This is a genomic window from Burkholderia sp. ABCPW 111, from assembly GCF_000773065.1.
Taxonomy (GTDB): domain Bacteria; phylum Pseudomonadota; class Gammaproteobacteria; order Burkholderiales; family Burkholderiaceae; genus Burkholderia; species Burkholderia savannae.
The window spans coordinates 1-12,870 of record NZ_JPWT01000106.1; the positions used below are offsets into that span (position 1 = coordinate 1).

Here is a 12,870-nt window from a genome sequence, read left to right on the forward strand (position 1 = left end):
CTCCTCGCGAATACGTCGAGTATTCGCTTCGTCGCAATCCTTGCGCTCGGCCCTTCTGGCGGCCAGCGCAAGCCCGTTATTAGCGGGAACAGGCCCTAGCCGCGTCGAGGTTGGCAGAGGAAGGCGCTTCATTCGTTTTGATCCTATTTGGCAGGAATCCTATTCATGAAAAAGGCGGCAGCAGCATTGTTGGTGACGGGGAGCGTGTGCGCGGGCGCGCATGCGCAGGGCACGGTGACGCTCTACGGGATCGTCGACGCGGGGCTCGGCTATGCGAGCGATCAGCGCGTCGCGCAGAGCAAGGGCGCGCTCGGCTCGCCAGTCAGCTATCGGAACGCGTCGAGCTACAGCTTCGCGAGCGGCACCTGGTCGGGCAGCCGCTGGGGGCTGAAGGGCAAGGAAGATCTGGGCGGCGGCCTCGCCGCGGTGTTCCAGCTCGAGAACGGCTTCAACATCGGCACGGGCCAGGCGGGGCAGGGCGCACGGATGTTCGGCCGACAGGCGTGGATGGGGCTGTCGAGCGAACGCTACGGCACGCTGACGATGGGCCGCCAGTACGATCCGATCGTCGACTTCGTCGGCACGATCAGCGCGGGCACGTTCCTGACCGGCATGGGCGCGCATCCGGGCGATCTCGACAACATCGACAACCAGTCGCGCGAGAACAACTCGATCAAGTACGTGAGCCCGAAGTTCGGCGGCTTCACGCTGGGCGCGTTGTACGGTTTCGGCAATCAGGCGGGCAGCGTGAAGAACCAGAACACGTGGAGCGTCGGCGGCCAGTACGTGAACGGGCCGTTCTCGATCGGCGCCGCGTACCTGTACGCGACGAACGCGTACGGTGCGAACGGCGGCGCATGGACGGGCTCGTACGACGGCACGTTCGCTTCATCGATCAACGAAGGCTTCGCGTCGGCGAAGAGCATGCAGATCGTCGCCGCGGCGAGCACCTATCAGATCGGCGCGGTGACGCTCGGCCTGTCGTACAGCAACACGCGGTACAAGTCCGGCTCGTTCTCGACGTTCAACGGCGCGGCGACATACAACTCGATCGGCGGCACCGTGTCGTGGCAGGCGACGCCGGCGCTGCGCGTCGCGGCGGGCTACGATTTCACGCGCGGCAGCTCGATCGACGGCCAGCCCGCACCGAAATACCATCAGCTGAACTTCGCGTCGTACTACTACCTGTCGAAGCGCACCGCGCTGTACGGCCTCGTCGGCTATCAGAAGGCGAGCGGCAAGACGCTCGATCCGTACGGCAACGTCGTCGCTGCGACGGCGTCGGTCGGCGACGTCGGCAACGGCATCTCGTCGGCGGGCGATACGCAGACGCTCGTGCGCGTCGGCGTGCGCCACACGTTCTGACGCGCGCTGCGTGCGCAGCGCCGGCCGCCTCGCACGGGCCGCCGGCGCTGCGCGCTCGTGCCGCGATCAGCGCGGCACGCTCACCCGCATCTCGCTCAGCAGATTGTCCGCGTGATCGAGATGATGCATCACCCACAGCATGTAGCGAACGTCGACGTGGATCGATCGATCCATGTCCGGCATGTAGCGCCAGCCGGAGCTCACGCCTTCCCACGTGCCGTCGAACGCGAGGCCGACGAGCCGGCCGTTCTTGTCGAGCGTCGGCGAGCCGGAGTTGCCGCCCGTGATGTCGAGATTCGCGAGAAAGTTGACGGGCAGCGTGCCGAGCGCCGGCGACGCGAAGCCGTCGAACGCGCGCTTGCGAATCGCATCCAGCTGCTCGGCGCTCGCATTGAACGGCTCGACGCCCGTCTGCTTTTGTGCGATGCCGTCGACGGTCGTGAACGGCGCATAGCGAACCGCGTCGCGCGGCGCATATCCCTGAACCGTGCCGAACGTCACGCGCAGTGAGCTGTTCGCGTCGTGATAGACGGGGCGGCCGCGCGATTGCTCGAACGCGATCAGCGCGGTCATGTAGCGCGCCCGCAGCCGCGAATCGTCGGCGGCGATCGCCTTCTGCTCGCGCTCGTACGCGAGCAGGTCCGGCATCAGCGCGCGCATCAGCACGAGCCAGCCGTCGTCGCTCGCGGCGATCTGCGCGGGCGTCGCGTCGAGCCAGCGCATTCGCGTCGCGGTATCGGCGAGCTTCGAGCCGCGATAGAGATCGGCGACCTTGCTCGCGATCGACGCATCGTCCGACGCGCCGGCGAGCCAGCGATCGAGCGCGGCGAACCGCTGGCCGGCCGGCAGCTTCACGTGGCGCTCGAGCGCATAGACGAGCATCTGCTGGTCGACGGCCGGATTCATCGTGCGTTCGAGCCGCTGCGCCTCGCCCGCGATGCGGATCTCGTCGCGCTTCTGATAGCCGGTCTCGCGCTCGATGTCGTCGGCTTTCTGCTTTTCGTCGGCGAGCCGGACGATCTTGTAGGACGCCTGATACAACCCGACGTTCGACAGCAGCTCGCTGACGAAATCGCGCTCGCGCAGCGCGTTGCGCCGCGCGACGAGCTGCCGGAGCGCAGCGAAATCGGCCTTCAGGCCCGCGCCGTCGAGCTTGCCGCTTTCGGGCCGGGCGGCGAGCCAGCGATCGAGCGCGGCCTCGTCGGCGCGCTTGTCCGCGAGCGCGGAACTGTGCGCGAGCCCGTCGAGGTTGCCTTCGAAATTCTTCATCCTGTTGTTGAGCCCGGCGACGCGGTTCGCGTAGAGCACGCCGACCGCCGGATTCTTCTTGTTCGCCGCGTCGATGATCGCGAGGTTATCCTTCGCCATCCCGATTTCGGTCGGATAGCGCCAGTCGATCGCGTTCTGCAACTCGTCGGCGAGCCGGTAGCGCTCGGTGCGCCCAGGGTAGCCCGCCACCATCACGAAATCGCCCGCGTTCACGCCGCCCGGATTGACCGTCAGCCAATGCGCGGGGCGATACGGTACGTTGTCCTTCGAATACGGCGCGGCGCTGCCGTCCTTCGCGACGTACGCGCGCAGGAAGGTGAAGTCGCCCGTGTGGCGCGGCCACGTCCAGTTGTCGACGTCGCCGCCGAACTTGCCGATCGACAATGGCGGCGCGTAGACGAGCCGCACGTCGCGCAGTTCGCGCTGCCGGATCAACTGGTAGCTGTAGCCGCCGCTGAACGTGTAGACGTCGCAGCGGTAGCCGGGCTGTTCGCAGTCCCGAACGAGACGCTTCCTCGCGGCGTCGATCGCGACGTAGCGCGCGTAACCCGCCATGCCAGGCGTGAGCGCGGCTTCGATCTTGCCGGTGACGTCGCTGATCCGCTCGGTGACGTACACGCGCTGAGTCGGGTCGGCGGGCAGCTCGTTGCCGCGTTGCCGCGCGAGAAAGCCGTTTTCGATCAGGTTATTCTGCGGCGTCGAGTTGTATTGCAGCGCGCCGTAGCCGCAGTGGTGGTTCGTGACGATCAGCCCGTCGGGCGACACGAACGACGCGGTGCAGAAGCCGAGGCTGACGACGGCGTCCATCGGCCACGCGGTCAGCGTCGAGAGCGTGTGCGGGTCGAGCGCGAGGCCGCGCTGTTCGAGCGTATCGGCGAGGCCGGGAAGCTGGGGCGGTTGCCACATGCCTTCGTCGGCTTGGGCGGCGCTCGCGGCGAGCGCACAGGCGAGAAGCAGGGAGCGGGCGACTGACGGTGCGGGTGACGCGGGTGATCGCATGTGTTCCTCGGATGGTTCTTCGCACGCGGGCGCCTGCGCGCGGATCGGCGCGCGGGCGGGCGGTGCCGTGCGGCCGGGTAGGCCGCGGCGGCTCAAGCTGACGAAGCGAAAGCTGGGTGCAGCGCGCGGGGCTTCGCCGCGCGACAGTGTAGCGGCTGTGCGCGCATTTTCAATTCTCGCTCGTCGATCGAGCGATGCGCCGATGCGCCGATGCGGCGGCGCGGCCCGCGTTCGGGCGCGCGAGAAGCGGCCGCCGAGAGCGGCTCGCCGCCGCCGTGCGAAGCGCCTCTATTCCGCTGCGGCCGTCTCGGTCGCCTGCGCGAGGCTCAGCACCGTTTGCGCGATCGACTGCGTGGTCGCGAGCGTGTTGATCACGCCGGAGCGCAGCGCGCCGAGGATGCCCGTCGCCTTCGTCGGCTCGCTCGCCGTTGCGATCACGTTCGGAATCCGCTTCAGGTCTTCGAGCGTGAGGCCGATCACGCGGCCGCGCAGCATCGTCGTCGCCGGGCGGCCGTGGATGTCGATGAAGTCGTAGCCCATGATGTCGCCGACCGCGCCCGCGCGCTTCGCCTCCGCCATCTCCTCGGGCGTGAACCAGCCCATGCGGACCATGTTGCTGTCCTCGAGGATGTCGCCGATCCCGACGAGCGCGATCGACGCGCGGCGCGCCTTGTCGAGCGACTGGCGCACGACGTCGTTCTCGAGCAGCGCGGAGAAGAGTCGCGCATCGTTGACGAGCGCGGGCGCGTACAGCGTCTCGCTCTCGCCGCCGAAGCGCGCGGCGAGGCGGCGACAGATGTGATCGGCGTTCATCGTCTCGCCGCCGCGATACGAGCCGCCGATCGCGGACACGAACGAGCAGTTGCGCTGCGTCGTCGACACCGCGTGGCGCGACACCGCGCTCACGTTGCGGCCCATGCCGACGGCGACGATCGCGCCGTCGGCGAGCACGCGGTCGAGATAGCTCGCGACGAGGCCCGCGAGCAGCTCGCGCTGGCTGTCCTGATCCTTGTGGTCGACCGAGATGATCGCGCGCTGGATGCCGAAGCGCGCGACGAGTTCCTGCTCGAGCTCCTGCACGGCGCGCGGATGATGGCGCACGCGGATCTCGACGATGCCCTCTTCGATCGCGCGCTTGAGCAGCCGGCCCACCTTCGGGCGCGAGATCGCGAACTTCTGCGCGAGTTCTTCCTGGGTCAACCCGTCGACGTAATAGCACTTCGCGAGTTGCGTGAGTTCTTCGTTCGTCATGTCGTTGTCGAGTGGGGCGGCGCGCGGCGCGGCGTCATGAACCGCAGTGCGCGTCGTTCGGGCCGGCCTGGGTGAGGCCGGTCCGGCGTTCGTAGTCGGCGATCCGCTGCACCTTCGGCTGCGAGCGGCCGCCGTCGAATTCTGCCTTGAGCCACGCGTCGACGATGCTGTTCGCGAGCTCGGTGCCGATCACGCGCGCGCCCATCGTGATGATCTGCGCATCGTTGCTGCGCCGCGCGCGCTCGGCCGAATAGGTGTCGTGACACTGCGCGGCGCGGATGCCCGGCACCTTGTTCGCGGAGATCGCGACGCCGATGCCCGTGCCGCACAGCAGGATCGCGCGCGGGAACTCGCCCGCCGCGACCCGCTGCGCGACTTCGATCGCGATGTCGGGATACAGCACCGCCTCGTCCGCGCTGTGCGTGCCGAAGTCGGCCAGCTCGACTTCGGGATGCGCCGCGCGCAGGTGCCGCTTGATCGACTCCTTGAGCGCGTAGGCCGCTTCGTCGCAGCCGATCGCCACTTTCATGGTGGACCTCCGGAGGGCAGAGTGGAGTGCGCAAATGCGCAGGGTTGAGCAATTATAAAGGTCTGTCTGAACATTTGGCAAAGGATGAAATTTTGCTCACTGATCGCATCGCATTGAATATTTCCATGAAAATCAACAGAGTATGGGTATTTTGGCGGTGGTGGCTAGCGTTTACCAGTAATTGACACACCAAAAAACCGATGATTACCATGCCGTCACGCTGTATCAAATCATCGTGAATGAACAAAAGTTCAGTCACCATCCGGGATACGACAGTGACTCCTGTTCTGCTCGAAGCAAGTCAGGTAGCGAAGCGGTTCAACGGCGTGAGCGCATTGCGCGACGGGCGATTGAGCCTCATGGCCGGGCGCGTGCACGCGCTGTGCGGCGGCAACGGCACCGGCAAATCCACGTTCCTGAACATCCTGATGGGGCTTCTGCGCCGCGACGAGGGCACGATCCGGCTGAACGGCCGCGACGTCGATTTCGCGTCGCCCGCCGAGGCGCTCGCGAACCGCATGGCGATCATCACGCAGGAGTTGTCGCCCGTGCCGGGGATGACGGTGGCCGAGAACCTGTACCTCGGCCGCGAGCCGACCCGCGCGCGCGTCATCGTCGACTTCCATGCGCTGACGCGCCGCGCGCAGGCGCTGCTCGACCGCCTCGGCTTCACGATCGACGCGGGCGCGCCGATGCATCGGCTGAGCCTCGCGCAGACGCAACTCGTCGAGATCGCGAAGGCGTTCAGCCACGACTGCCAGGTGATGATCATGGACGAGCCGACGTCGGCGATCGGCGAGCGCGAAACCGAGACGCTGTTCGCCGCGATCCGCAACGTCACCGCGCACGGCACCGGGATCATCTACGTGTCGCATCGGCTGAGCGAGCTGTTCGATATCGCCGACGACTACACGGTGTTTCGCGACGGCGCGTATGTCGAGAGCGGCAGGATGGCCGACATCGATCGCGCGCATCTCGTGCGCGCGATCGTCGGCCGCGAAATGTCCGCTGTCGACAAGGCGCGCCGGCCCGCGCACGGCGAGCCTTGCCTGCGGGTCACGGGCCTCGCGCGCGCGGACGAATTCGAAGACGTGAGCCTCGACGTGCGGCGCGGCGAGATCCTCGGCATCTACGGGCTGATGGGCTCGGGCCGCAGCGAATTCCTCAACTGCGTGTATGGCTTGACGCGGCCCGACGCCGGCGCCGCGACGCTCGGCGGCGCGCCGCTGCCGCAGGGCGATCCCGCGCGGGCGATTCGCGCGGGCATCGCGCTCGTCACCGAGGACCGCAAGGATTCGGGCCTCGTGCTGACGGGCAGCGTGCAGGAGAACATCGCGATGGCCGCGTACCGGCGCCTGTCGCGCGGCGGCGTGATCCGGCGTTCGCGCGTGCGCCGCCTCGCGCAATCGATGGTCGAGCGGCTGCGGATCAAGGCCGCGTCGCTGCGCATGCCCGTGTCGGCGATGAGCGGCGGCAACCAGCAGAAGGTCGTGCTCGCGAAATGCCTGTCGACCGAGCCCGTGCTGCTGCTTTGCGACGAGCCGACGCGCGGCATCGACGAAGGCGCGAAACAGGAAATCTACCGGCTGCTCGATGCGTTCGCGCGCGACGGCGGCGCGGTGATCGTCGTGTCGTCGGAGGCGCCCGAGCTGCTGTATCTGAGCGATCGCATCGCGGTGTTCAAGGGCGGCCGCGTCGCGGCGATCTGTCCGGGCGACGGCGCCACTCAGGAATCCCTGCTCCATCTCGCTTCATGAACAAGACCATGAATACCCAGACCCTGTCCCGTCTCGATGCGGCGCCGAAGCGCGTGAATGTCGCCGAGCTCGCAAGCCGCTTCGGCATCCCGATCATCTTCGTCGCGCTGTGCGTCGTGCTCGCATTCGCGAGCCCGTACTTCCTCACGTGGCGCAACTGGAGCGACATCCTGCGGCAGACGTCGATCAACGGGATTCTCGCGATCGGCATGACATACGTGATCCTAACCAAGGGCATCGACCTGTCGGTCGGCTCGGTGCTCGCGCTCGCCGGCATCGTGAGCGGCCTCGCCGGCGCGGCGGGGCACGGGCTCGCGGCGTCGCTCGCAGCTGGCGTCGCGTGCGGCGCGGCGCTCGGCGCGATCAACGGCGTGACGATCGCGCGCTTTAACGTGCCGCCGTTCGTCGCGACGCTCGGGATGCTGAGCATCGCGCGCGGCGTCACTTACATCGTCAACGACGGCAGCCCGGTCGCGAACCTGCCCGACGATTATCTGTCGCTCGGCGTCGGCAAGCTCGGCCCGCTCGGGATGCCGGTGCTGATCTTCGCGGCGGTCGCGCTCGCGTGCTGGTGGGTGCTGCGCTACACGACGTACGGCCGCTATCTGTATGCGGTCGGCGGCAACGAGAAGAGCGCGCGCACGTCCGGCATCGGCGTGCGCAAGGTCGTGTTCTCGGTGTACGTCGTGTCGGGCGCGCTCGCGGGCCTCGCCGGGATGATTCTCGCCGCGCGCACGACGTCCGCGCTGCCGCAGGCGGGCGTGTCGTACGAGCTCGATGCGATCGCGGCCGTCGTGATCGGCGGCACGAGCCTGTCGGGCGGACAGGGCGGCGTCGTCGGCACGCTGTTCGGCGCGCTGCTGATCGGCGTGATCAACAACGGACTGAATCTGCTCGGCGTGTCGTCGTATTACCAGCAGATCGCCAAGGGGCTCATCATCGTGCTGGCCGTGCTCATCGACGTGGCCCGCAAACAGCAGCGCTGACGCAGCGCATTCCCATCCGGACGGAGGAGACGACAATGCAAACACGAAAGACCTGGTTCGGCCGCTTCGCGGCCGCCGCGGCGCTCGGCGCGACGCTCGCGATCACGGCGGCGCCGGGCGCGGCGCACGCGGCGAGCGGACCGTATCGCGTCGGCGCGGCGGTCTACGGGATGAAAGGCCAGTTCATGCAGAACTGGGTGCGTGAGATCAAGGCGCATCCGGCCGTGAAGAGCGGCGCGGTGCAGCTCACGGTGTTCGACGGCAACTACGACGCGCTCACGCAGAACAACCAGATCGAGACGATGCTCACGCAGCAGTACAGCGGCATTCTGTTCGTGCCGATCGACACGAAGGCGGGCATCGGCGTGGCCACGCGTGCGGCCGCGTCGGACACGCCGCTCATCGCGTCGAACACGATGCTCGCGACGCCGAAGGTGCCGTACATCGGTAACGACGACGTCGAGGGCGGCCGCCTGCAGGCCGAAGCGCTCGCCAGGCAGATCGGCGGCAAGGGCAACGTCGTGATCATCCAGGGGCCGATCGGCCAGTCCGCGCAGATCGATCGCGAGAAGGGCGAGATGGAAGTGCTCGCGAAGTATCCGGGCATCAAGGTGATCGAGAAGAAGACCGCGAACTGGTCGCGCGCGGAAGCGATGAACCTGATGGAAGACTGGCTCAACGCGCATCCGAAGCAGATCAACGGCGTGATCGCGCAGAACGACGACATGGCGCTCGGCGCGCTGCAGGCGGTCAAGAATCGCGGGCTCACGCCGAAGGACATCCCGATCACGTCGATCGACGGCATGCCCGACGCGATCCAGGCGGCCAAGCGCGGCGAGATCACGACGTTCCTGCAGGATGCGCAGGCGCAGTCGCAAGGCGCGCTCGATCTCGTGCTGCGGCAGTTAGTCGGCGCGAGCTACAAGCCGCAGTCGGTGATCTGGCAGCGCTACGCGAAGGATCTGAAGTGGGACGGCGGCACCGCGAAGCGCTACATCCTGCCGTGGGTGCCCGTCACGCCGGCGAACGCCGATCAGCTGTACAAGCAGGTCACGGGCGGTTGAGCGAGGCGGCCATGACGAATCTCTGGGACAGGGCGTTCGATCTGACGGGCCGCGTCGCGCTCGTGACGGGCGGCGCGGCGGGCATCGGGCACGCGTGCGCGAAACTGCTCGCACAGCGCGGCGCGAGCGTCGCGCTCGTCGATCGGCATCCCGAAACGATGCGGATCGCCGCGATGCTCGAAGGCGGCGCCGCGCGCCATAGCGGGATGTCGCTCGACCTGCGCGACTGCTCGGCCGCGCAGGCTGCCGTCGAGCTCGTCGCGTCGCGCTTCGGCGGCGTCGATCTGCTCGTCAACAGCGCGGGCGTCGCGCTGCTGGACAAGGCGCTCGACGTCGGCGAGGCCGCGTGGGACGCGACGATGGCGATCAACGTGAAGGCGTCGTTCTTCGTCGCGCAGGCGGTTGCGCGGCAGATGATCGCGGGCGGGCGCGGGGGGCGGATCGTCAATCTCGCGTCGCAGGCGAGCGTGGTCGGGCTCGACAGGCACGCCGCGTATTGCGCGAGCAAGGCCGCGATCGTCGGGATGACGAAGGTGCTCGCGCTCGAATGGGCGCCGCACGGGATCACCGTGAACGCGGTGTCGCCGACGATCGTCGAAACCGAGCTCGGCAAGCAGGCGTGGGCGGGCGAAGCCGGCGAGCGCGCGAAGCGCGAGATTCCGGCCGGTCGCTTCGCGCAGCCGGACGAGATCGCCGCGCTGGTGCTTTATCTGCTGAGCGACGCGGCCGCGATGATGACGGGCGAGAACGTCGTGATCGACGGCGGCTATACCGCGCGTTGAAGCGGCGGCCGAGCCGCCGTCTGAACAACCGACCGACGAAAACATAGGAGACGTTGCATGTCGTCGATAGCCGAAGCGCCGCCGCAACGCGCGGCCGAGCGCAGCGACGCGGGCGCGCTGCCCGCCACGATGCGCGCCGTGGTCTGTCACGGCCCGCAGGATTACCGCCTCGAGCAGGTGCCCGTGCCGAAGCCGGGGCCCGACGAGATTCTGACCGAAGTGGAGCGCGTGGGCATCTGCATGGGCGACATCAAGACGTTCCGCGGCGCGCCGTCGTTCTGGGGCGACGCGGTGCAGCCGCGCTACGTGAAGCCGCCGATGATTCCGGGCCACGAGTTCGTGTGCCGCGTCGTCGCGCTCGGGCCGCTCGCCGAGCGGCGCGGCGTGAAGATCGGCGATCGCGTGATCTCCGAGCAGATCGTGCCGTGCTGGGGGTGCCGCTTCTGCGGGCACGGCCAGTACTGGATGTGCCAGAAGCACGATCTGTACGGATTCCAGAACAACGTGCACGGCGCGATGGCCGAGTACATGATCTTCACGAAGGAGGCGATCGTCCACCAGGTGCCCGATTCGATTCCGGTCGACGAGGCGATCCTGATCGAGCCGCTGTCGTGCTCGCTTCATGCGGCCGATCGCGCGAACGTCGGCTTCGACGACGTGGTCGTCGTGGCGGGGGCGGGCACGCTCGGGCTCGGCATCATCGGCGCGGTGCGGCTGCGCCATCCGAAGAAGCTGATCGTGCTCGACATGAAGCCCGAGCGCGCGGCGCTCGCGCTCGGAATGGGCGCGGACGAAGTGTGGAATCCGGGCGAGGAGAACGTGATCGAGAAGATCCGGTCGATCACGGGCGGCTACGGCTGCGACATCTACATCGAGGCGACGGGCCACCATCGCGCGGTCGGTCAGGGCCTCGCGATGCTGCGCAAGCTCGGCCGCTTCGTCGAGTTCAGCGTGTTCAACGACGACGCGGCCGTCGACTGGTCGATCATCGGCGACCGCAAGGAGCTCGACGTGCTCGGCTCGCATCTCGGCCCGTACATGTACCCGCGCGCGATCGAGTTCATCGGCTCGCGCAAGATCGACGTGCGCGGCATCGTCACGCACACGTTCCCGCTGTCGCGCTTCGCGGACGCATTCGCGGTGATGGAGCGCGGCGAGCAATCGTTGAAGGTCGTCCTGGACCCACGAGGTTAATGCATGAATCGTGTCATCAATCATCCCGACTACGTCGTCGAGGATATGCTGCGCGGGATCGCCGCCGCGCATCCGGAGCTCACGCTCGATGCGGACAATCCGCGCGTGATCGGCGTCGCACGGCCGGCGGCGGGCAAGGTCGGCGTCGTCACGGGCGGCGGCTCGGGCCACGAGCCGGCGTTTCTCGGCTACGCGGGGCCGGGGCTCGTGGACGCGGTCGCGGTCGGCGAGATCTTCTCGTCGCCGACCGCGAAGAGCTTTCTCGACGCGTTCCGGCGCGCCGATCGCGGTGCGGGCGTCGCATGCCTGTACGGCAATTACGCGGGCGACAACATGAACGTGAAGATGGCGATCAAGATGGCGGCCGCGCAGGGCATCGACGTGAAGACCGTCGTCGCGAACGACGACGTCGCGTCGGCGCCGCGCGACGAACGCGCGAAGCGTCGCGGCGTCGCGGGCGAGATCCTGATGTGGAAGGCGGGCGGCGCGCGCGCGGCGGCGGGCGGCGATCTCGACGCGGTGATCGCGAGCGCGCGCAAGGCGATCGACAACACGCGCTCGGTCGGCATCGGGCTGTCCGCGTGCACGATTCCGGCGAACGGCAAGGCGAATTTCCACATCGCCGACGGCGAGATGGAAGTCGGCATCGGCCACCACGGCGAGCACGGCGTGCGCGTGATGCGCACGGTGAGCGCGAAGGACATGGCCGCGATGATGTTCGACATCGTGCTGCCGGATTTTCCGCTCGAACGCGGCGAGGAGGTGGCCGTGCTCGTGTCGGGACTCGGCGCGACGCCGCTGATGGAGCAATATATTCTGTATGCCGAAGTAGCGGAGCGGCTCGCGGCGGCCGGATTGAAGATCGGCTTTCGCCTCGTCGGCAATCTGTTCACGTCGCTCGAGATGATGGGCGTCACGCTGACGATCACCCGGCTCGACGACGAGCTGAAGCAACTGTTCGCCGCGCCGTGCAGCAGCATCGGCCTCACCGTTGGAGGCCGCGCATGAACGCCGCCACCCTTCAGAGCCTGCCGCTCGCCGGCGCCGGTTTCGTCGTGCGCGAGCTCGTCGACGTGATCCGGCGCAATCGCGATCAGTTATCCGAAATAGACGCGGCGATCGGCGACGGCGATCACGGCATCAACATGAGCAAGGGCTTCGGCCAATGCGGCGAGCGGCTCGACGCGCGCGGCGCGACGAGCCTGCCGGATGCGCTCGATATGTTGTCGACCTCGCTCCTGGACGGCATCGGCGGATCGATGGGCCCGCTTTACGGCAGCTTCTTCATGGATTTCGCCGTGGTGCTGAAGGGGCGCGACACGCTCGACGCGACACTGTTCGGCGAAGCGCTGTCGGCGGGGTTGGCGGGCGTGCAGGCCATCAGCGACGCGAAGGTCGGCGACAAGACGCTGATCGACACGCTCGCGCCGGCCGATGCCGCGTTTCACGAAGCGCTGCGCGCGGGCGACGATTTTCGCCACGCGCTCGCCGCGATGAGCGCGGCCGCGGAGCGCGGCAGGGAGTCGACGCGCTGGCTGCAGGCGAGGATCGGACGGGCGGCGCGGCTCGGCGAGCGGTCGGTCGGCACGCTCGATGCGGGGGCGGCGTCGTGCTGCCTGATTCTGTGCAGTATCGCGAGCTCGATCGGCGCGCGGCTGAACTGACCGGGCCGAA

11 protein-coding genes are annotated in these 12,870 nt (G+C 67.9%); 8 read left to right on the plus strand and 3 right to left on the minus strand.

All coding sequences use genetic code 11. The annotated features are described in order from the left end of the window. Positions 1 to 165 precede the first annotated feature (165 nt). Positions 166 to 1,365, plus strand: coding sequence for a porin (locus X946_RS24170; RefSeq protein WP_038753065.1), 1,200 nt, complete (start codon positions 166 to 168; stop codon positions 1,363 to 1,365). 66 nt (positions 1,366 to 1,431) lie between these two features. On the opposite strand, the gene X946_RS24175 is transcribed toward X946_RS24170, so the two are convergent. From X946_RS24175 to rpiB, 3 genes are all read right to left on the minus strand, one after another. Then, positions 1,432 to 3,540, minus strand: a complete 2,109-nt coding sequence (locus X946_RS24175) for a S46 family peptidase (RefSeq protein WP_235364058.1) — start codon at positions 3,538 to 3,540, stop codon at positions 1,432 to 1,434. Between the two features lie 381 nt (positions 3,541 to 3,921). Then, positions 3,922 to 4,884 carry a sugar-binding transcriptional regulator gene (locus X946_RS24180; protein WP_038753067.1) on the minus strand — a complete coding sequence of 321 codons (963 nt, stop codon included), beginning with the start codon at positions 4,882 to 4,884 and terminating at the stop codon, positions 3,922 to 3,924. Between the two features lie 34 nt (positions 4,885 to 4,918). Further along, positions 4,919 to 5,413, minus strand: a complete 495-nt coding sequence (gene rpiB, locus X946_RS24185) for a ribose 5-phosphate isomerase B (protein WP_038753069.1) — start codon at positions 5,411 to 5,413, stop codon at positions 4,919 to 4,921. A gap of 239 nt (positions 5,414 to 5,652) precedes the next feature. Here rpiB and X946_RS24190 point away from each other — a divergent pair, with 239 nt between their 5' ends. Genes X946_RS24190 through dhaL form a run of 7 tightly spaced genes read left to right on the plus strand, consistent with a single transcriptional unit; the run spans position 5,653 to position 12,860 of the window. Continuing rightward, a complete protein-coding gene (locus tag X946_RS24190; protein WP_052145163.1) occupies positions 5,653 to 7,170 on the plus strand; it encodes a sugar ABC transporter ATP-binding protein in 1,518 nt (505 codons plus the stop codon). Beyond that, positions 7,167 to 8,156, plus strand: coding sequence for an ABC transporter permease (locus tag X946_RS24195; RefSeq protein WP_038753073.1), 990 nt, complete (start codon positions 7,167 to 7,169; stop codon positions 8,154 to 8,156). The genes X946_RS24190 and X946_RS24195 overlap by 4 nt, the downstream gene beginning before the upstream one ends. 35 nt (positions 8,157 to 8,191) lie before the next feature. Beyond that, positions 8,192 to 9,220, plus strand: a complete 1,029-nt coding sequence (locus tag X946_RS24200; RefSeq protein WP_038753075.1) for a substrate-binding domain-containing protein — start codon at positions 8,192 to 8,194, stop codon at positions 9,218 to 9,220. 11 nt (positions 9,221 to 9,231) lie between these two features. Then, positions 9,232 to 10,002, plus strand: coding sequence for an SDR family oxidoreductase (locus tag X946_RS24205; RefSeq protein ID WP_038753077.1), 771 nt, complete (start codon positions 9,232 to 9,234; stop codon positions 10,000 to 10,002). A 57-nt stretch (positions 10,003 to 10,059) separates the two neighbouring features. After that, the gene (locus X946_RS24210; RefSeq protein WP_038753079.1) at positions 10,060 to 11,196 is read left to right on the plus strand and encodes an MDR/zinc-dependent alcohol dehydrogenase-like family protein; all 1,137 of its coding nucleotides are present in this window, start codon (positions 10,060 to 10,062) and stop codon (positions 11,194 to 11,196) included. Positions 11,197 to 11,199: 3 nt separating this feature from the next. Then, the gene (locus X946_RS24215) at positions 11,200 to 12,204 is read left to right on the plus strand and encodes a dihydroxyacetone kinase subunit DhaK (protein WP_038753081.1); all 1,005 of its coding nucleotides are present in this window, start codon (positions 11,200 to 11,202) and stop codon (positions 12,202 to 12,204) included. Then, positions 12,201 to 12,860 (plus strand): dihydroxyacetone kinase subunit DhaL, encoded by a 660-nt coding sequence (gene dhaL / locus X946_RS24220; protein WP_038753082.1) that lies wholly within the window; start codon positions 12,201 to 12,203, stop codon positions 12,858 to 12,860. Before X946_RS24215 ends, dhaL begins: the two co-directional genes overlap by 4 nt. Positions 12,861 to 12,870: the final 10 nt, after the last annotated feature.

Coding starts and splice junctions, on each gene's coding strand:
- X946_RS24205 (WP_038753077.1), top strand. CDS start 9,232: ATGACGAATCTCTGGGACAGGGCGTTCGATCTGACGGGCCGCGTCGCG.
- X946_RS24190 (WP_052145163.1), top strand. CDS start 5,653: ATGAACAAAAGTTCAGTCACCATCCGGGATACGACAGTGACTCCTGTT.
- rpiB (WP_038753069.1), bottom strand. CDS start 5,413: ATGAAAGTGGCGATCGGCTGCGACGAAGCGGCCTACGCGCTCAAGGAG.
- X946_RS24210 (WP_038753079.1), top strand. CDS start 10,060: ATGTCGTCGATAGCCGAAGCGCCGCCGCAACGCGCGGCCGAGCGCAGC.
- X946_RS24215 (WP_038753081.1), top strand. CDS start 11,200: ATGAATCGTGTCATCAATCATCCCGACTACGTCGTCGAGGATATGCTG.
- X946_RS24200 (WP_038753075.1), top strand. CDS start 8,192: ATGCAAACACGAAAGACCTGGTTCGGCCGCTTCGCGGCCGCCGCGGCG.
- X946_RS24175 (WP_235364058.1), bottom strand. CDS start 3,540: ATGTGGCAACCGCCCCAGCTTCCCGGCCTCGCCGATACGCTCGAACAG.
- dhaL (WP_038753082.1), top strand. CDS start 12,201: ATGAACGCCGCCACCCTTCAGAGCCTGCCGCTCGCCGGCGCCGGTTTC.
- X946_RS24180 (WP_038753067.1), bottom strand. CDS start 4,884: ATGACGAACGAAGAACTCACGCAACTCGCGAAGTGCTATTACGTCGAC.
- X946_RS24170 (WP_038753065.1), top strand. CDS start 166: ATGAAAAAGGCGGCAGCAGCATTGTTGGTGACGGGGAGCGTGTGCGCG.
- X946_RS24195 (WP_038753073.1), top strand. CDS start 7,167: ATGAACAAGACCATGAATACCCAGACCCTGTCCCGTCTCGATGCGGCG.